Origin of the sequence: Stenotrophomonas sp. NRRL B-14846, assembly GCF_050473585.1 — a bacterium.
In the GTDB taxonomy this organism is placed as follows: Bacteria; Pseudomonadota; Gammaproteobacteria; order Xanthomonadales; family Xanthomonadaceae; genus Stenotrophomonas.
On the sequence record NZ_JBFLUN010000022.1, the window covers coordinates 3,497,474 to 3,514,258 of the forward strand.

The following is a 16,785-nucleotide window of genomic DNA, read 5'->3' on the forward strand; positions in this document are numbered from 1 at the left end:
GCAGCCGCATCCATGCGGCTGACACCCCGCACTCCGACACCGCCCCACCTCTGACAGATTCCTGCGGCCGCCGGTAGGTGTCGACCTTGGTCGACACATCTGTCAGATATCGAATGAATTTCCGGGGTCAGATCCGTTTTCCTCCGGAAAACGGATCTGACCCCAAGAGCATGTCCAGCAGATCACGGAAATCTGTCGAAGGCGGGGTGGGTCCGGTTGCGGGAGTGTCCGCGGCATGGATGCCGCGGCCAAGCCCCCAGGGACGGGTTTACGGCGTCTCCCGCAACCGGACCCACCCCGCCATCCCACAGGAAATCAGCTTTTGCCGTTGCCGTTGCCGTTGCTGTTGCCTTGGCCTCTGCGGGTGCAGGGCGCAGCCCTGCAGAACACTCCTACTCCTGCGGATCGCGGGTGATGTGGATGTCGGTCGGGGTCGACAGCGGGATGTTCCGCTCCGCCAGGATCTGCAACAGGCTGAAGTACAGATCGCTGCGGGTTCCGTACACCTGCCGCGGGCTGGCCACGTACGCGAAACTGTTGATGGTGATCTGCCCGCCGGCAATGCTGTCGATGTAGACCGTTGGCGCCGGCTGCTGCAGCACGTTGGTGTGCGCGGTGTACGCATCCAGCAGCGCCTGCCGCAGGTTGCCGACATCGGTGCTGGGCGGTACCGCGAACTGGATCTGGATGCGGCCCTGGTTGTTGCCCATCGTCATGTTGCGGATGGTCTTGGTGATCAGCTCGGAGTTGGGCACGATCAGGGTCGACTTGTCGCCGACCTGGATCTCGGTCGAACGCACGTTGATGCGGCGGATGTCGCCTTCCTGGTCACCCAGCTTCACCCAGTCGCCGATCTTCACCGGACGCTCTGCCAGCAGGATCAGGCCCGATACGAAGTTCTGGATGATCGCCTGCAGGCCGAAACCGATACCCACTGACAACGCGCTGACCAGCAGCGCAAGGTTCTTCAGGTTCAGGCCCATCGCGGTCAGCGCCCACAGCCCCACCAGGATGATGCCGACGTAGCCGGCAATCGTGCTGATCGAGTTGCGGGCGCCGAGATCCAGCTCGGTCTTGGGCAGATAGGTGTCGGTCAGCCAGCGCTGCAACAGCTGGGTCAGCCCCATGCCCACCAGCAGCACCAGCACGCCGGTGACGATACGGCCGGGTTGTAGCGTCAGGTCCTTGTTGATCTCGATGCCGTTGGCCAGCGAGGCGACGCGTTCGACGATCGTGCCGACGTTGCCGAACGGTGCGGCCAGGGCCAGCAGCGCGACCAGCACCACCAGTGTACGCAACATCGCAGACAGCAGAACACCCGCCTGCTCCAGCCTCGACACGCTCAGGCCAGTGCTGAGCAGGATGGTCTGGCCGACCTTGCTGTCCGCGTTGAGCAGCCACGTGCTGAAGTCATCGACGAACTTGAACAACAGCATCGCGGCCATCACCACAATGCTGCCGCCGATGAGCTGCTGGTTCACGAACTTGGCGAAATTCACGTAGCCCAGCAGGGTGGCGATGATCGCAGCCACCACCGCGATGTTGCCCGCCACGCGCGCCAGCACCAGCCAGCTGCTGCGCCGCACCGGCGTGCTCGCCGTCAGCCCGTCGGCCTGTGCCTCCAGCTTGGCCTCGGCCTCGGCGGTCTGCCGTCGGTGCAGGCGCGCCAGCGTCACCAGCATCGCCATGATCAGACCCAGGTAGGTCAGCGCGATCACTCCGTCCAGCGCCACGGTGGTCACATCGCTGGTGCGCGTGGCCTGGTCGAGGGCGACCAGCACCGTGCTCAACCAGGCCAGCGCTGCGGCGCCCCACGCATATTTGCGCAGCTTCAGCGCGGCGGTGTCATCCAGGTTCAACAACCGCCACGACGGGCGATTGGGCACCAGCAGGCAGGCGCTGAGCGCGGCGATGAACGCAGCGGCGAAGGTCGCCTGCTGCACGCCGTCGGCCACGTTCTGCAGGCGCGGGGCGATCGCATCGACGGCGTTGAGCGAGGCAATGAACACCACCACCGCATAGCCCGGCAGCAGCGTGCCCACCAGCAGCAGCCACATGGCCAGGCCGGACCGGCGCAGGCGACCATCGGGCGCGCGCTCGGACGCGGCAAAGCGGCGTCCCAGCCTGCGCAGCCACAGCCGCAGCGGGAACATCATCACCAGCGCGGCCACCAGGCCCAGCAACGGCGTGCCCCAGCCATTCGTGCGGATACCGGTGACCAGCGCATCGCGGCCCTGCTCGGCCAACGGCGCAACCCGCGCGATATCGATCGGCAGGCGTTCGGCAACCTTGCTCCACAGTGCCGGAGACAACGGCGAGGCGACCTTCTTCCCCATGTCTTCGGCGCGTTGCGCAGTGCGCTGCTGGTCGATGTCGGCTGCCAGCTGCTGGGCACGCACGGCACTCGTCTTGGCCTGCGCTACGGACGCGGCCAGGCCGTCGCGCTGCTTGTTGATGGTGCGCCGTTGTGCCGCCAGTTCGGGCGGCTCGGTGGTGCCCTCGGCAGGCGTCCCCAGCTGCGCCAGCTGTTCGTTGAGTCGATCCAGCTGTGGCTGCAGCGCCTTTTCCAGCGCCTCGGCATCGCGCCGTGCCTGCGAGGCATTCTCGGACAGCATCGCCAGCGTCTCGATGGCGGCCGCATCACCCCGCTTGCGATCGACCTCCTTCAGCTTCGCATCGATATCCGCCAGCTGCTGCTTGGGCGTGGGGTCCTCATCCTGTGCCAGCACCGGCGCGGACAGCAGGAAGACGCTGCACAGCAGCAGGACCAGCCAAGGGCCCCGTGCACGGATCGATTGCAGGAAAGAAGACACGCAGCCACACCGGTTCGCGCGGACCACCGCGCCTGCGCGCGACTATACGGCAGAGCCGGTCAAGGCCGGATGGGCGACCCCGCCAGCGCCGCGCATCAGTACTTCAGGCGCAGCTCTTCCACCGTCGGCTGCTGCAGCGCGTACCAGTCCTGGAACTCTTCCTCGGTGATCTCATCGGGCGCGTACACCGCCACCGGGTGCCAGTCGTGGTCGGTCGGTAGCGGCTGCCGCGGGCCGGCACGCAGGCTGTAGGCCACGCCCTCGTAGTCGACCAGGTCGTCGACCTGCGGCCACTGCTCGCGCGCGAACGCGGATTCACTCTTCAACAGGATCACCTGGTACATCGGCACCTCCACCTCGGTTGGATCAGGAAAACACGGCGCTGGCGGCAGGATACCGCCACGCCGGTGACAACGGGCGCTCCGCCGGGGCGACGGAACGTTCTGGACACGGCCATCGCCCCGGCTTCACCCGCCCATGGCAAGGCCATCGGCATCGTGGAGGCCCACCCCTGCCACGATGACCGATGACCGAGCACCCGCCGCTGAAGACCGTCGCCGACCTCAAGCTGCCCCGCTACCTGGGCACCTGGTACGAGATCGCGCGCCTGCCGATGCGCCACGAGCCGGAGGGCTGCACCGACGTGTCGGCGCACTACACCCTGCTCGACAACGGCAACGTCGGCGTCACCAACCGCTGCCGCATGGACGGCGAGATCGAGGAAGCCACCGGCGAGGCCTGCGCCGTCGACAACGACAGCGCGCGCCTGGAGGTGAGTTTCCTGCCCAAGGGCCTGCGCTGGTTGCCGTTCGCCAAGGGCGACTACTGGGTGATCCAGGTTGCCCCGGACTACAGCGTGTCGCTGGTCGGCAGCCCGGACCGCAAGTACCTGTGGCTGCTGGCGCGCGAGCCGCGCCTGGACGCGACCGTGCAGGACCATTATCTGGCGGCGGCCCGCCTGCAGGGCTTCGATCTGTCCGAACTGATCCAGACCCCACATACCGGCCAGCCCACGGCCTGATCTACGGGCAATGGTGGACGCCAACCGACTCCGCCAATGACGTTATCGCCCATCGCGACATTCATCAGCAGCAGGCAAACTTCTGGTTTAACCAGTCCCCGAGAGACATGGAAGAGCAGCCATGGAATATCAACTGACAGCGGGACAGCTCAATGGCCCGGCTGAAATGTCGGCCATTGCTGGTCTGTCAGCCCGCGTGGGAGTGGCACTTCCCGAGAGTTACCTTGAATTCCTTAGGGTGCACAACGGTGGCGAAGGATTTATTGGCGACAACTACATTGTCTTCTGGGAAGCAGAAGAGGTCATCGACTTCAATCGCGAGTATGAGGTTGAATCATACGCGCCGGGCATATTCCTGTTCGCTTCGGACGGCGGCGGGGAGGGCTATGGATTCGACACACTGGACGCAGCAATGCCGGTAGTGCGGATTCCATTCATTGGCATGGAACGTCAGTACGCCATCCCGGTAGCGAGTGACCTTCCCGACCTGTTCGCTCGATTGCTTGTAGATCAGCCTGCGGACGAGCATGAAATCGATCCGGCGAATTGACGCATGGACCTGAAGAGTGGCTACCCGTGGTGGGCGGTGCGCAACGGCCTGGTCCACGCCTTCCCACCGCTGGAAAGGGACCTGCGCTGCGACGTGCTGGTGGTCGGCGGCGGCATCACCGGTGCGCTGATCGCCGACGAGCTGTCCCATCACGGCCACGACGTTGCAGTGATCGAACAGCGTGACATCGGCTGGGGCAGCACCGCTGCCAGCACCGCCCTGCTGCAGTACGAGATCGATACCCATCTGCTGGAACTGACCGAGCGCTACGGGCAGGACGCCGCTGCACTGGCGTACCGGGCCTGTGCGGAGGCAATCCCGGCACTGGCCGAGGTGGCGCGCGGGGTGAAGGACGTGGACTTCCAGCGCATGGACAGCCTGTACCTGGCCAGCCGCCATCGCGACGTGCCGCGCCTGATGGCCGAGGGCGAGGCGCGGCGCAGCATCGGCCTGGATGCCCGCTGGCTGGGCCCGGAGGCACTGCAGGAGCGCTTCGATGTGGACGGTGGGGGTGCCCTGCTGACCCGGCAGGCCGCGCGGGTCGATCCCTACCGCCTGACCTATGCGCTGCTGCAACGCGTGCGCCGGCGCGGTGGCAATGTGCATGACCGCACGGTGCTGCACACGCTGACACCCACCGCGCGCGGCGTGAGCGCGGTCACCGAGGGCGGCGCCAGCATCCACGCCCGCCACGTGGTGCTGGCAATGGGCTATGCCAACCAGGCGTGGCTTCAGCAGCGGGTCGCACGCAACCGCAGCAGCTATGCCTTCATCACCGATCCCATCGATGCGGACGTGCTGGGCCGGCTGCGCAACACGATGGTGTGGGAGAGCGCACGCCCCTACCTGTACCTGCGCGCCACCGGCGACCGCCGCCTGCTGGTGGGCGGGTTGGACGACGCCATCGATATCCCCGCCCGCCGCGACCGGCGCGTGCAGCGCAAGGCCGACCAGCTGATGAAACAGCTGCTGCATTGGTTCCCGCGGCTGGACCCGGTACCCGCCTTCTCCTGGGCCGGGACCTTCGCCGAAACCGCCGACGGCCTGCCGTTCTTCGGCCCCCACGCGCAGTGGGGCCCGCGGGTGCATTTCGCCATGGCCTACGGCGGCAACGGCATCACCTATTCGATGATCGGCGCCCAGCTGCTGCGGGCCCGGATCGAGCGGCGCAGGCATGCGCTGGAAGGGCTGTTCGGGTTCGGCCGGTTGTGACCTGCAGCCAGGCATGGCTTGGCTCTACCCCAATCCGGCGCCGACAGGCATCATTCAAGCAACCCCTGCTAGCGTCGGCCTGTACCGCCGCGTGTTGCGCGGCCACCTGTCCGCTGGAGCGCCGTCATGATCCGCCCCCTGACCCTGCTGCTGTGCCTGGCCCTGCCGGGAACCGTGCTGGCCCAGTCCGCCGCTGGCGCCACCGCGCCGCAGGCTGCCGGCCTGGACCTGACGCTGCCGCAGGCGCCGATGCGCTACCTCAACGACCCGGCCCTGCAGCAGGACCCGCCCGGCACCTATTACGGTGACAAGAGCGGCCCGCGCGTGCACGACGACGCCAAGATCGCCGACGTGACCGACGACAAGGTCAAGGTGTCCGGCAGCTTCACCACCGGCATCGGCTATTCGAAGAACGGCGGCAACAGCCACTACAACGCGGCCACGCTGAACCTGAGCAAGAACTACACCACCGATGAAGGCAAGACCCACGGGGTCAACCTCAACATCCACGTGAGTGAAGGCAAGGGCCCGGGCTTCTTCGGCCCGTATGGCGGCTACTACGGGCGTGGCCCGGGCTGGGATTACCCGCCGCCGTACGGCTGGTAACGCCGCTCCCGTAGAGCCGAGTCCATGCCCGGTTGGTAACCGCGCGGTAGCGCCGGCCGCTGGCCGGCGACTCGCGGGGCTGGAAGCGATCATGGGTTGCCGGCCAGCGGCCGGCACTACCAGCAGGTCAATCCAGCCAGCCATCGCGCTCGCTGTGCAGGATGCGGCCGTCATAGCCGCTCAGGCGCACTTCCACCTTCTGGTTGCGGGCATTGCGCGCTTCCAGCGACCAGGTCGCACCATCGCGTTCCAGCGAGTGGATCTCGCGCAGGCCGTGCGACTGCGCCCGTGCCAGCACCTGCTCGGTGGTCAGCAGCGCGCGGCCGCTGTGCTCATCGAAGATCTCGCCGGTCTTCGGGTCCACGTAGACCTCGCTGAAGCGGCCATCGGCGCGGCTCACGTCAGCTTCCCACAGGCCATCATCGCGTTCGATCTCATGGATCTGGGTGTAGCCGGCCTTGCGCAGGGTCTGTTCAACCTGGGCCATGCCCAGCGGCGCGGCCTGTACGGCCGGCGCGACGGCAAGCAGGGCAACAGTGGCGAGGGTGAGCGACTTCAACATGGGGGTTCTCCTGTTCGTGGCCGGACCATCCCGGCAACGCCACGATGCATGGCCCGGTTAACAGCGCCTTAGCCGTGGCTGTTAGCCGGCTGTTAGTCATCCCCGCCACACTCGCGCCTGTACCCCTCTCTCTTTCCTTACCCGCATGCTCGCCACCCTGCCCCTGCTGCTGGCCCTGGCCAACGCCCCGACCGCCGCCGCGCCCCTGCAGGACCCGGCGCAGCAGGTCGCGCGTCGCGCCGTGCAGCAGGGCCGCTACGTGCCGCTGGAGAGCGTGGTGCGCGATGCGCTCAAGCGCTACCCGGGCCAGCTGCTGGAAGTGGAGCTGGACGACGGCGTCTACGAAGTGGAGATCCTGCGCGGCGACGGCGTAGTGGTGGAGCTGGACTATGATGCGCGCAGCGGAAAGCTGCTGAAGACGGAGCTCGACGACTGATGCGCATCCTGTTGGCCGAAGACGATGCCGCACTGGCACAGCGCCTGGTGCCCCTGCTGGAACAGGCCGGCTATGTGGTGCACGTGGTCGCCGATGGCCGCGAGGCCGAAGAGATCGGCCAGATCGAAGACCTGCAGGCCGCCATCGTCGATCTCGGCCTGCCCGGATTGGACGGACTGAGCGTGATCGAGCGCTGGCGCGGCAACGGCCGCAGCTTCCCGGTGCTGGTACTGACCGCGCGCGGGCGCTGGCACGACAAGCTGGCCGGCTTCGATGCCGGTGCCGACGATTACCTCACCAAACCGTTCCAGGCCGACGAACTGGTGCTGCGCCTGCGCGCCCTGATCCGACGCAGCCACGGCCACGCCAGCCCGCGCCTGCACTGCGGCCCGCTGCAGCTGGACGTCAACGCCGGCCGCTTCGAACTGGATGGGCAGGCGCTGGCGCTGAGCCCGCAGGAGTTCCGCCTGCTCAGCTACTTCATCCACCACAGCGGTCAGGTGATCGGCCGCGACCGGCTGGGCGAACAGGTGTTCGACGGCGGCCATGACCCGGACTCCAATGCACTGGACGTGCTGCTGGGGCGCGTGCGCCGCAAGCTCGGCATCGACCTGATCCAGACCGTGCGCGGCCAGGGCTGGCGGCTGGCCGAGCCATGAACCGGCAACCGTCGCTGCGGCGGCGCCTGCTGCTGGCCGGGGGCGTTGGCCTGCTGCTGGTCTCGCTGCTGGCCAGCGCACTGCTGGGCGAGCTGTTCAAGCGCAGCGCGCGCGACCGCCTCGATCACGAACTGCAGCAGGACATGCTGACCCTGCTGGCACAGGCCGAAGTGGACCCGGAGGGGCAGCTGCGCCTGCGCCAGGAACCGAATGACGCGCGCTTCCAGCGCGTGTTCTCCGGGGCCTATTGGCAGATCGCCGGTGCCGATGGCCGCGTGCTGCTGCAGTCGCGCTCGCTGTGGGATGAAACCCTGCCGGCGCCGGCTGCCGGGCCGGCCACGCGCGATCTGCCCGGACCGCTGCAGCAATCCCTGCGTGCACGCGTGCAGCAGGTGCGCCTGCCACGCGCCAGCGAACCGTTCGTGGCCGTGGTCGCCACCGACCGCAGCGCGCTGGATGCGGATGTTGCCGCGTTCCGCAAGCGCACCGCCATCGCACTGGGCGTGCTGGTCGCGGCGTGGCTGGCGGTGCTGGCCAGCCAGGTGCACTTCGGCCTGCGCCCGCTGCATCGCCTCGGTGCGCAGCTGGAACGGGTACGTCGCGGCGATGCGCAGCGCATCGACACACAGGAACTGGGAGCGGAAGTCGCACCACTGGGTGAGGAACTCAACGCGCTGCTGGACCACCAGCAACGCATGGTCGCGCGCGCGCGCACCAGTGCACAGGATCTGGCGCACGCGCTGAAGACCCCGCTGAGCGTATTGGCCACCGAGGCCGACAGCGACGGTACGCACTGGCGTGCCACCGTGCGCGAGCAGAGTGCGCGCATGCAGGCCAGTGTCGACCGTTACCTGGCTGCAGGACTGGCCGCCGACCATCGCCAGCGCACCGACGTGGCGGCCGTCGCACAGGCGATGTGCCGGCTGATGGCACGCGTGCATGGCGAACGTGGCATCACGTTCACGGCGGCAGGCATCGATCCGGCGCTGCAGTTCGCCGGCGCCAGTGCGGACCTGGAGGAGATGCTGGGCAACCTGCTGGACAATGCCGGGCGCTGGGCGCAACAGCAGGTCACTGTCGAAGCGGAAAGCAGCGAAGGGCAGCTGCGCATCGAAGTGCGCGACGACGGCCCCGGCCTGGCTGCAGACGCGCTGGAACGGGTCACCCAGCGTGGTGTGCGGCTGGATGAGCGCGAGGGCAGCAGTGGATTGGGGTTGGCGATCGTAGGTGATATCGCCGCCAGTTATGGCGGACGCGTGGCGCTGGAAAATGCGCAGCCCGGCCTGCGTGCGACGTTGTGGTTGCCGGTGGCGTGAAGCGGCCAACCCAACGGTGGGTAGTGCCGGCCGCTGGCCGGCAACCAAGTGGTCACCGGGAACACCCTGCGGAAGCCGGCCAGCGGCCGGCTCTACCGAGCGGTAATCCGACCGGTCGCCGTGCACCCGGTAGCTGTCGACCTCGGCCAGCCTAACGGTCGGTAGTGCCGGCCGCTGGCCGGCAACCACGCGGTCATCGGGAACACCCTGCGAAAGCCGGCCAGCGGCCGGCTCTACCAAGCGGCAACCCAGCCGGTCGCCGTGCCCCCGGTAGGTGTCGACCTTGGTCGACACGCACCCAGCATCAACGGTGATGCATCCACCAGCAATCAATCGCGTCCAGCACGATGTGGATCATCAAACCGATGCCTACCAACCGCGTCTTCTTCGGCACGCACAGCCCCGCGTAGACCGCGATGGCCGGTGCGGTGTGCAGCGGATGAAAACCGATGCTGCAGCGGTTCGGTGCGTAGATCGGATCCGCCAGCAGGTGGTCCAGATCAATGATCCAGCCCAGCAGCATCAGCACCCACGCCGAGGCGAAGCGCTTACGCCAGAACAGCCATGCCAGCAGCGCTGGCACGGCGGCATGCAGGAACAGGTGGAAGATCGCGCGCGCGCTCATCGGGGCCGGTAGCGCCGGGCCTATGCCCGGCGTTCCCGTTTACCTCAGACCAGCGGTTCGTCGGACAGGTAGGTGTAACCGGTCAGGCCGGCTTCCAGCGCCTCCGACAGCTCCCGCGCGCGTTCCGGCGACAGCTGGGCCTCGGCCACGCGCTGCGCATAGGTCGCGCGCAGTTCGTCCAGGCGGTAACCCACGTAATCCAGCATCACGTCGGTGGTGTCACCACGGCGCTGCTGGGTGATGGCGTAGCCATCGGCATCGGCCAGCACTTCCACCGCGTCGGTATCGCCGAACAGGTTGTGGATGTCGCCCAGGATTTCCTGGTAGGCGCCGACCATGAAGAAGCCGATGCGATAGCTCTCACCCGGCTTCATCTTGTGCAGCGGCAGCGAGCTGTCCAGGCTCTCGTTCTCGACATAGGTTTCCACCATGCCGTCCGAGTCGCAGGTCATGTCGGCGATGATGCCGCGACGGTCCGGGGTTTCGTCCAGGCGCTCGATCGGCACGATCGGGAACACCTGGTCGATCGCCCACACGTCCGGGATCGATTCGAACACGCTGAAGTTGACGAAATACTTGTCGACCAGGCGCTCGTTCAGTTCGTCCAGCACCGGGCGATGGCTCTTCTCGTCGTAGCTCAGGCGCGCACGCACGCCGTGGGCGATGGCGTAGAACAGATCGTCGATGCGCGCACGCTGCGGCAGATCGATCTGGCCCAGCGCGTAGCTGGCCAGGCCTTCGGCGTGGAAGTGCTGTGCTTCCTGGAACAGCTCCACCGCCGGGCGCACGTCCAGCTCGTCGTGGATCTCGCGTAGGTGGCGGATCGCGGCCGGCTCGTCGTCGTGCTGGTCCGGCACGCGGCCTTCCTGCGCTTCTTCCACTTCCGACACGTTGGCGATCAGCACCGCGTGGTGCGCGGTCATCGCGCGGCCGCACTCGGTGACGATGCGCGGCGGGGTCAGGCCGAATTCTTCGCAGGCATTGGCCAGCGGCTGCACGATGTTGCTGGCATAGGAGTGCAGGCCGTAGTTGATCGAGCAGAAGCTGCGCGAACGGGTGCCTTCATAGTCCACGCCCAGGCCACCGCCCACATCGACGTGGGTGATCTTCGCGCCCAGGCGCGACAGTTCCACGAAGTAGCGGGTGGCTTCGCGCATGCCGTTGGCGATGTCGCGCACGTTGGAGATCTGCGAGCCCATGTGGAAGTGCAGCAGGTTCAGGCAGTCGGCGTACTCGGTGTCACGCAGCGACTTCCACAGGTCCAGCAGCTGGCGCGGGGACAGGCCGAACTTGGCCTTGTCGCCACCGCTGTTCTGCCACTTGCCGGCGCCCAGCGAGGCCAGGCGCATGCGCACGCCCAGGCCCGGCTTCACGTCCAGCGCCTTGGACTCTTCCAGCACCAGCTTCAGCTCGGACGGCTTCTCGATGACGATGAAGGTCTGCAGGCCCAGCTTGCGGCCGATCAGGGCCAGGCGGATGTACTCGCGGTCCTTGTAGCCGTTGCAGACGATCAGGCCACCCGGGCGCGACAGCGCCAGCACCGCCATCAGCTCGGGCTTGCTGCCCGCTTCCAGGCCGAAGCCCTCGCCGTGGTGGCTGGCCAGGGTGCCGGCCACGCCGCGGGTCTGGTTGACCTTGATCGGGTACACGGCGGTGTAGCCGCCGCTGTACTCCCAGTCCTGCTGGGCCTGCCCGAAGGCCGCCTGCAGCTTGCCCAGGCGCTGGCCGAGGATGTCCGGGAAGCGCACCAGCAGCGGCAGCTTGGCGCCGGCCGCACGGGCCGCGTCCACCACCTTGGGCAGCGACACCACCGGGCCGTCCGCCCCGGTCGGTCTCACCACCATGTGCCCGGCCTGATCCACGTCGAAGTAACCGTCCGCCCAATGCGGGATCGAGTAGGTCTTGCGGGCTTGGTCGAGGGACCAATCGGTCATTTCAGTCGGCCTTGTTGGCAATAAAAGGGGGGGCATGATAACGCCTATATGCCCACAGGTTCGTTATCATGCGCGCCCGCGCCCGTGACAGGTTTCAACCTGAACGGGCCGATCCGTCCGGATGTGGCATCTGTGCCACGCGGCCCCGCCCGCCAGCCCGGCTCCACCCCTCCGAACAGGACTGTTTTCCAATGACTGACAGCAACAACTGGTACATCGAACACTTCGAGCGCACCGGCTCGGCCATCGGCTACCGCATCACCGGCAAGCTGGACGAGGTGCAGTCGCCGTTCCAGAAGATCGAGATCTTCCAGACCACCGACTGGGGCAACCTGATGACCATCGACGGGGCCATCATGCTGACCAGCAAGGACAACTTCTTCTACCACGAGATGATCAGCCACCCGGTGCTGTTCACCCACGCCGCACCCAAGCGCGTGGTGATCATCGGTGGCGGCGACTGCGGCACCCTGCGGGAAGTGCTCAAGCACACCGGCGTGGAGAGCGTGACCCAGTGCGATATCGACGAGCAGGTCACCGTGATGGCGCGCAAGCACTTCCCGGAACTGTGCGATTCCAACGATGACGCCCGCGCCGAGCTGCTGTTCGACGACGGCGTGGCCTACATGGCCAACTGCCCGGCGGGCAGCGTGGACGTGGTGATCGTCGATTCGACCGACCCGGTCGGCCCCGGCGAAGGCCTGTTCAACAAGGCCTTCTACGAGAGCTGCTTCAAGGCCCTGAAGGACGACGGCATCCTGGTGCAGCAGTCCGAATCGCCGCTGATGCAGCTGGACCTGATCAACGAAATGCGCACCGAGATGGGCAAGGCCGGCTTCGGTTCGTTCAAGACCCTGCCGTTCCCGCAGCCGTGCTACCCCACCGGCTGGTGGAGCGTGACCATGGCGCGCAAGGGCGACAGCAGCTTCGACTTCCGCCAGGCCGACTCGGCCGCCAAGACCTTCAACACCCTGTACTACACCGCCGCGCTGCACACCGGCGTGCTGGTGACCCCGCCGTTCGTGCAGGCGGCGCTGAAGTAAGGCGTGCCGACCAACGGTCGGCACCCATCCATGCAAAAGAAAAACCCGCGCTGTCGCCAGCGCGGGTTTTTTCATGTTCCGGTAGTGCCGGCCGCTGGCCGGCAACCGCATGTAACGATCAAAGCGCCCAGATACCGGCGATCACCGCCACCACCAGGCCCCACTTGATCAGCTGGTAGGCCACCACGCTGCGCTCGCGCAGCGCCTTGGCCTTCAGGCGCACCTTGTAGACGCTGCCGAACGCCTTGTTGACGCCACCGGTCGGGTCACCCGGCAGGTTCGGCGAGGCACCACCGGCCAGCAGCGTGGCCGCCACCGCGCGGTTGAACAGCCCCGGCAGGCCGAAGCGCAGCGGGCGGGCGATGTCGCAGAACAGGATCACCCGGTCATCGGGCGTCTCGTTGTGCGCATGGTGGATGTAGGTCTCGTCGAACATCATCCACTCGCCGTCGCGCCAGCTCTTCTTGATGCCGTCCACTTCGATGTAGCAGCCGTCATTGTTGGGCGTGGCCAGGCCCAGGTGCAGGCGCAGCGAACCGGCGAACGGGTCGCGGTGCGGGCGCAGTTCGCTGCCCGACGGCAGCTGGGCGAACATCGCCGCGCGCACATCCGGCAGCGACTCCAGCAGCGCCGTGGTCTTCGGGCACATCGCCTTCGCCGACGGGTGCGACGGGCCGTACCACTTCAGGTAGAAGCGCTTCCAGCCACGGCGGAAGAACGAGTTGAAGCCGGCGTCGTTGAACGTGCTGGACGCAGCGATCTTCTGTGCATCGCGCAGCGCCAGCGCCTCGTCGCGGATCATCTGCCAGTTCTGGCGCAGCGGCTCCAGCTGCGGGAACTCCTTGGCCGGGTCCAGGAACGGCGTGGTCGGCACCTTCGAGAACATGTACATGACCACGTTGATCGGGGCCATGAAACTGGAGTGGTCCAGCAGCTGGCGCGACCAGCGCGCGCGCACCTTGCCACGGAAGTGGATGTACAGCACGCAGGCCACGAACAGCGCTGCAATGACGATTTTGATGATCAAAGCACTTTCCTCCAGCCGCAGCCGGAACGGGAAACGGGGCGATGCACGGCCTGGCGGCCAGCACCGGTTGGGAACGCGGCAGGGGACGGGGACGTGCCGGAGGGGGGCGGCCGCCGATGTCGCGGGTTAACAGCTTATGGTCGGCAGGGCGTGCGCCGGGGTCAAGCCGGACGTGCGTGGCGTTCAGCGCGGCGCCGATGAATGGGCCGGAAGCGCGCCCAACTCCTTGATCCAGCAGGGCGAGCCTCATAAGTGAGACGGAATTGTCCGATTCTGCATGACGAACTGTTCCAGCCACGACCCCGACATTTCTCCGACAAATCGTGGAATAGCGAACTGGCGAGTACTAAAATTAACGAAAACTTAGTAACTCCCTGTAACACCGGTTCGCTTGACGCTTTGCGCCACCCACCGGGTCGTCCGAGACCCCGACATGTATCTTCCTGCTCTTCCCCCCTCCTCCTGCGGCAATGACGCCGCCTCCCCGCTGCTGCTCAAGCGCGGCGAGCGTTTCCTGGCCCCCGACGTCTACCGCACCTGCCTGGACGGGCGCGAGGCGGTCATCAAGGACTACTCCCGCTACCGCGGCACCCCCGTTTCGCTGATCGCGCGGCTGATGGTGCGCCGTGAAGCCCGCATGCTGCAGCGCCTCGGCGGCTGGAAGCATGCCCCCGCACTGCTCGGCACCCTCGGTGGCCTGGCGCTGGGCATGGAATTCATCCCCGGCCAGACCCTGAGCACCGCGCAGGCCGTCGGCAACGACGTGTTCGAGCAGCTGCAGCACGCGCTCAGCCGCCTGCACGCCGCCGGCATCACCCACAACGACCTGCATGGCACCAACGTGGTGGTCAGCGGTGGCGTGCCGGTGCTGCTGGACTTCACCTCCGCCTGGCGCGTACCCCGCTGGCTGCGGCGCGGCCCGCTGAGCCGGCAGATGCGCCGCAGCGACATGAAGAACCTGCTGAAGATCCGCCAGCGCGTGACTGGCCAGGCCCCGAGTGCCGCGCAGGCCGCACTGGTGGCCGACCCGGGCTGGGTCGCCGCCGTGCGCCAGGGCTGGAAGCGGTTCTATAAGTGGGCGAAGCGCCGGTAACTGCTTTTGTAGAGTCGAGCCATGCTCGACTGCTCTTCCAGCATCGCGCGAAACGCAGTCGAGCATGGCTCGACTCTACAAAAACCAGATTACAACGCGTCCGCGTCCAGTTCCCCGGTACGAATACGCACCACGCTGCCCAGGTCGTATACGAACACCTTGCCGTCGCCAATCTTGCCGGTGCCGGCCGCCTTCACGATGGCCTCAACCACGGCCTCAACCTGGTCATCGGTCACCGCCACTTCCAGCTTCACCTTCGGCAGGAAATCGACCACATACTCGGCGCCACGGTACAGCTCGGTGTGGCCCTTCTGGCGACCAAAGCCCTTCACTTCCGTCACCGTGATCCCGGTGACCCCACGCTCGGCCAGCGCTTCGCGCACGTCGTCGAGCTTGAACGGCTTGATCACCGCCATGACCATCTTCATCGTCTATCTCCTGTCTTCCGGCGTGGAGGATAGCGCCTGAACGCGGCCCGTGCGAAGCCGCTGCCGCCTGTCCGGGCGATGGGTGCCAGCAGTATCCTTGTGCCCGATCGGCCTGCCCGCGCCGGATGCACGGGCCCTACCCCCACGGAGCACCCCATGATCGACCTGAATCAAATCGATGACCTCGCCCGTCGCCTCAGCGACCTGGTGCCGCCGGGCCTGCGCGAATCGCGCGAGGAACTGCAGGCCACCTTCAAGAGCGCGCTGCAGGCCGGCCTGGCCAAGCTCGACCTGGTCACCCGCGAGGAGTTCGAAGTGCAGCGCGCCGTGCTGCTGAAGACCCGCCAGAAGCTGGACGCGCTGGAAACCGCCGTGCGCGAGCTGGAAGGGCGCGGCGCCGCAGAATGAAAAAAGGAGGCGCACCGCGCCTCCCACTACAGAGTATTCCCCGGATGGGGCCTTGCAGCAAGGCCCACCGGGCGCCCTAGACTCGCCGGCCTGTCGATCCGGCAGGACACGCAGGGGCAGTGCCGATGGCGCAGGACACCGAATGGACACCCGTTTCGCATGACACCTGCGACCAGGTCGCCGGGCCGTTCTATCACGGCACCCGCGCTGACCTCGCGGTGGGCGAGCTGCTAAGCGCGGGCTTCCGCTCCAACTATCGCGACAACGTGGTGATGAACCACATCTACTTCACCACCATTGCCAAGGGCGCCGGGCTGGCTGCGGAGATGGCCCGGGGTGAGGGGCGACCGCGCGTGTATGTGGTGGAGCCGACCGGGCCGTTTGAAGACGACCCGAACGTGACCAACAAGAAGTTTCCCGGGAACCCGACGCGCTCGTATCGGAGTGCGCAGCCGTTGCGGGTGGTTGGGGAGATTAGGGAGTGGGAAGCCTACGACGCGGAGTTCGTTCGGCAGTTGAAGGCGTTTGTTGCTTCGGGGAGTGGGGAGATCATCAACTGATGGCCTCCGGGCGCGGAGCGTTGCGCTCTTCTTCGTCGGCATCGTAGATATCCAGCCCCAGCTCGATGCCGCGCTGCCCCAAGGCAAGCAGCGCACGCGGCGAAAGCGAGACACCATCGTTGCTGCTGCCCATGAAAAGGCCGCAGAACAGATCAGGCCGAAAGCGTGCCAGTGACTGCCATACGGCGAGATCGCCGGTGAGTTGATCGAGGATCTCGAAGATCTGCGCTTCCAGATCTTCAGGCTCACGCCGAGCCGCACTGAGCCGCCAGCTTCCGATCTTGGCGATACGCACGGCGCCGGATTGGCTGCCCTTGAGTTGCTGGCCCTTGTGATGCGATGCGGTCGGGGTCGCTCCGAGCAAGGCACTGACTTCTTCGGGCAGAAGGTCGTCCCCGAAGAATTGGAGGGTCACTAGGGAATCATCGAATGCGGCCATTGGAACTCAGTTTCGCCTTTGGGAATCTCTTTCATTCTGCAAACCTCTTCGAT

The 16,785-nt window shown here is 66.6% G+C and carries 19 protein-coding genes; 11 read left to right on the forward strand and 8 right to left on the reverse strand.

The window, feature by feature from the left end; all coding sequences use genetic code 11:
- Positions 1–392 precede the first annotated feature (392 nt).
- Both AB1281_RS18335 and AB1281_RS18340 read right to left on the reverse strand, forming a co-directional pair.
- Positions 393–2,813, reverse strand: a complete 2,421-nt coding sequence (locus AB1281_RS18335) for a DUF3772 domain-containing protein (RefSeq protein ID WP_430346607.1) — start codon at positions 2,811–2,813, stop codon at positions 393–395.
- A 95-nt stretch (positions 2,814–2,908) separates the two neighbouring features.
- Positions 2,909–3,157, reverse strand: a complete 249-nt coding sequence (locus AB1281_RS18340; protein WP_006399378.1) for a hypothetical protein — start codon at positions 3,155–3,157, stop codon at positions 2,909–2,911.
- A 182-nt stretch (positions 3,158–3,339) separates the two neighbouring features.
- On the opposite strand from AB1281_RS18340, the gene AB1281_RS18345 reads away from it, so the two are divergent.
- From AB1281_RS18345 to AB1281_RS18360, 4 genes are all read left to right on the forward strand, one after another.
- Positions 3,340–3,834, forward strand: coding sequence for a lipocalin family protein (locus tag AB1281_RS18345; RefSeq protein ID WP_053497449.1), 495 nt, complete (start codon positions 3,340–3,342; stop codon positions 3,832–3,834).
- Between the two features lie 121 nt (positions 3,835–3,955).
- Positions 3,956–4,384: an SMI1/KNR4 family protein gene (locus tag AB1281_RS18350; protein ID WP_430346608.1), complete on the forward strand. Its 429-nt coding sequence runs from the start codon at positions 3,956–3,958 to the stop codon at positions 4,382–4,384.
- A gap of 3 nt (positions 4,385–4,387) precedes the next feature.
- On the forward strand, positions 4,388–5,596 hold the full coding sequence (locus AB1281_RS18355; RefSeq protein ID WP_430346609.1) for an NAD(P)/FAD-dependent oxidoreductase: 1,209 nt from the start codon (positions 4,388–4,390) through the stop codon (positions 5,594–5,596).
- Between the two features lie 126 nt (positions 5,597–5,722).
- The gene (locus tag AB1281_RS18360; protein ID WP_014038776.1) at positions 5,723–6,202 is read left to right on the forward strand and encodes a hypothetical protein; all 480 of its coding nucleotides are present in this window, start codon (positions 5,723–5,725) and stop codon (positions 6,200–6,202) included.
- Positions 6,203–6,329: 127 nt separating this feature from the next.
- Here AB1281_RS18360 and AB1281_RS18365 read toward each other — a convergent pair whose 3' ends face one another.
- The gene (locus tag AB1281_RS18365; RefSeq protein WP_065178854.1) at positions 6,330–6,764 is read right to left on the reverse strand and encodes a PepSY domain-containing protein; all 435 of its coding nucleotides are present in this window, start codon (positions 6,762–6,764) and stop codon (positions 6,330–6,332) included.
- 145 nt (positions 6,765–6,909) lie between these two features.
- Between AB1281_RS18365 and AB1281_RS18370 the strand changes: the two genes are divergently transcribed.
- From AB1281_RS18370 to AB1281_RS18380, 3 genes are read left to right on the forward strand one after another with little or no spacing between them, the layout of a single operon-like run.
- Complete coding sequence (locus tag AB1281_RS18370) at positions 6,910–7,200, forward strand: PepSY domain-containing protein (RefSeq protein ID WP_049403791.1); 291 nt, start codon at positions 6,910–6,912, stop codon at positions 7,198–7,200.
- Complete coding sequence (locus AB1281_RS18375) at positions 7,200–7,859, forward strand: response regulator transcription factor (RefSeq protein WP_430346610.1); 660 nt, start codon at positions 7,200–7,202, stop codon at positions 7,857–7,859. The genes AB1281_RS18370 and AB1281_RS18375 overlap by 1 nt, the downstream gene beginning before the upstream one ends.
- On the forward strand, positions 7,856–9,175 hold the full coding sequence (locus AB1281_RS18380; RefSeq protein ID WP_430346611.1) for a sensor histidine kinase: 1,320 nt from the start codon (positions 7,856–7,858) through the stop codon (positions 9,173–9,175). Before AB1281_RS18375 ends, AB1281_RS18380 begins: the two co-directional genes overlap by 4 nt.
- A 304-nt stretch (positions 9,176–9,479) precedes the next feature.
- On the opposite strand, the gene AB1281_RS18385 is transcribed toward AB1281_RS18380, so the two are convergent.
- Both AB1281_RS18385 and speA read right to left on the reverse strand, forming a co-directional pair.
- Positions 9,480–9,800: a DUF6122 family protein gene (locus AB1281_RS18385; protein WP_430346612.1), complete on the reverse strand. Its 321-nt coding sequence runs from the start codon at positions 9,798–9,800 to the stop codon at positions 9,480–9,482.
- Positions 9,801–9,844: 44 nt separating this feature from the next.
- Complete coding sequence (speA, locus tag AB1281_RS18390) at positions 9,845–11,734, reverse strand: arginine decarboxylase (protein ID WP_197587319.1); 1,890 nt, start codon at positions 11,732–11,734, stop codon at positions 9,845–9,847.
- A 191-nt stretch (positions 11,735–11,925) separates the two neighbouring features.
- Here speA and speE point away from each other — a divergent pair, with 191 nt between their 5' ends.
- Positions 11,926–12,777, forward strand: a complete 852-nt coding sequence (speE, locus tag AB1281_RS18395; RefSeq protein ID WP_032127130.1) for a polyamine aminopropyltransferase — start codon at positions 11,926–11,928, stop codon at positions 12,775–12,777.
- Positions 12,778–12,895: 118 nt separating this feature from the next.
- Here speE and AB1281_RS18400 read toward each other — a convergent pair whose 3' ends face one another.
- Entirely contained in the window at positions 12,896–13,801 is a 906-nt protein-coding gene (locus AB1281_RS18400; RefSeq protein ID WP_024957655.1) for an aspartyl/asparaginyl beta-hydroxylase domain-containing protein, read from the reverse strand.
- 436 nt (positions 13,802–14,237) lie between these two features.
- Here AB1281_RS18400 and AB1281_RS18405 point away from each other — a divergent pair, with 436 nt between their 5' ends.
- Entirely contained in the window at positions 14,238–14,897 is a 660-nt protein-coding gene (locus AB1281_RS18405; protein WP_014038781.1) for an RIO1 family regulatory kinase/ATPase, read from the forward strand.
- Positions 14,898–14,986: 89 nt separating this feature from the next.
- On the opposite strand, the gene AB1281_RS18410 is transcribed toward AB1281_RS18405, so the two are convergent.
- On the reverse strand, positions 14,987–15,325 hold the full coding sequence (locus AB1281_RS18410; protein WP_005411374.1) for a P-II family nitrogen regulator: 339 nt from the start codon (positions 15,323–15,325) through the stop codon (positions 14,987–14,989).
- 156 nt (positions 15,326–15,481) lie between these two features.
- On the opposite strand from AB1281_RS18410, the gene ubiK reads away from it, so the two are divergent.
- Positions 15,482–15,733 (forward strand): ubiquinone biosynthesis accessory factor UbiK, encoded by a 252-nt coding sequence (gene ubiK, locus AB1281_RS18415; protein WP_005419983.1) that lies wholly within the window; start codon positions 15,482–15,484, stop codon positions 15,731–15,733.
- Between the two features lie 125 nt (positions 15,734–15,858).
- Complete coding sequence (arr, locus tag AB1281_RS18420; protein ID WP_430346613.1) at positions 15,859–16,293, forward strand: NAD(+)--rifampin ADP-ribosyltransferase; 435 nt, start codon at positions 15,859–15,861, stop codon at positions 16,291–16,293.
- Here the strand turns inward: arr and AB1281_RS18425 are convergent.
- Entirely contained in the window at positions 16,286–16,732 is a 447-nt protein-coding gene (locus AB1281_RS18425) for a DUF4279 domain-containing protein (protein WP_430346614.1), read from the reverse strand. The two genes, arr and AB1281_RS18425, sit on opposite strands and share 8 nt — an antisense overlap.
- Between the last annotated feature and the right edge of the window lie 53 nt (positions 16,733–16,785).

What these genes read in the sequence shown, in the direction of transcription:
- AB1281_RS18340 (WP_006399378.1), bottom strand. Translation starts at nt 3,157, where the DNA reads ATGTACCAGGTGATCCTGTTGAAGAGTGAATCCGCGTTCGCGCGCGAG.
- AB1281_RS18345 (WP_053497449.1), top strand. Translation starts at nt 3,340, where the DNA reads ATGACCGAGCACCCGCCGCTGAAGACCGTCGCCGACCTCAAGCTGCCC.
- AB1281_RS18350 (WP_430346608.1), top strand. Translation starts at nt 3,956, where the DNA reads ATGGAATATCAACTGACAGCGGGACAGCTCAATGGCCCGGCTGAAATG.
- AB1281_RS18355 (WP_430346609.1), top strand. Translation starts at nt 4,388, where the DNA reads ATGGACCTGAAGAGTGGCTACCCGTGGTGGGCGGTGCGCAACGGCCTG.
- AB1281_RS18360 (WP_014038776.1), top strand. Translation starts at nt 5,723, where the DNA reads ATGATCCGCCCCCTGACCCTGCTGCTGTGCCTGGCCCTGCCGGGAACC.
- AB1281_RS18365 (WP_065178854.1), bottom strand. Translation starts at nt 6,764, where the DNA reads ATGTTGAAGTCGCTCACCCTCGCCACTGTTGCCCTGCTTGCCGTCGCG.
- AB1281_RS18370 (WP_049403791.1), top strand. Translation starts at nt 6,910, where the DNA reads ATGCTCGCCACCCTGCCCCTGCTGCTGGCCCTGGCCAACGCCCCGACC.
- AB1281_RS18375 (WP_430346610.1), top strand. Translation starts at nt 7,200, where the DNA reads ATGCGCATCCTGTTGGCCGAAGACGATGCCGCACTGGCACAGCGCCTG.
- AB1281_RS18380 (WP_430346611.1), top strand. Translation starts at nt 7,856, where the DNA reads ATGAACCGGCAACCGTCGCTGCGGCGGCGCCTGCTGCTGGCCGGGGGC.
- AB1281_RS18385 (WP_430346612.1), bottom strand. Translation starts at nt 9,800, where the DNA reads ATGAGCGCGCGCGCGATCTTCCACCTGTTCCTGCATGCCGCCGTGCCA.
- speA (WP_197587319.1), bottom strand. Translation starts at nt 11,734, where the DNA reads ATGACCGATTGGTCCCTCGACCAAGCCCGCAAGACCTACTCGATCCCG.
- speE (WP_032127130.1), top strand. Translation starts at nt 11,926, where the DNA reads ATGACTGACAGCAACAACTGGTACATCGAACACTTCGAGCGCACCGGC.
- AB1281_RS18405 (WP_014038781.1), top strand. Translation starts at nt 14,238, where the DNA reads ATGTATCTTCCTGCTCTTCCCCCCTCCTCCTGCGGCAATGACGCCGCC.
- AB1281_RS18410 (WP_005411374.1), bottom strand. Translation starts at nt 15,325, where the DNA reads ATGAAGATGGTCATGGCGGTGATCAAGCCGTTCAAGCTCGACGACGTG.
- ubiK (WP_005419983.1), top strand. Translation starts at nt 15,482, where the DNA reads ATGATCGACCTGAATCAAATCGATGACCTCGCCCGTCGCCTCAGCGAC.
- arr (WP_430346613.1), top strand. Translation starts at nt 15,859, where the DNA reads ATGGCGCAGGACACCGAATGGACACCCGTTTCGCATGACACCTGCGAC.
- AB1281_RS18425 (WP_430346614.1), bottom strand. Translation starts at nt 16,732, where the DNA reads ATGGCCGCATTCGATGATTCCCTAGTGACCCTCCAATTCTTCGGGGAC.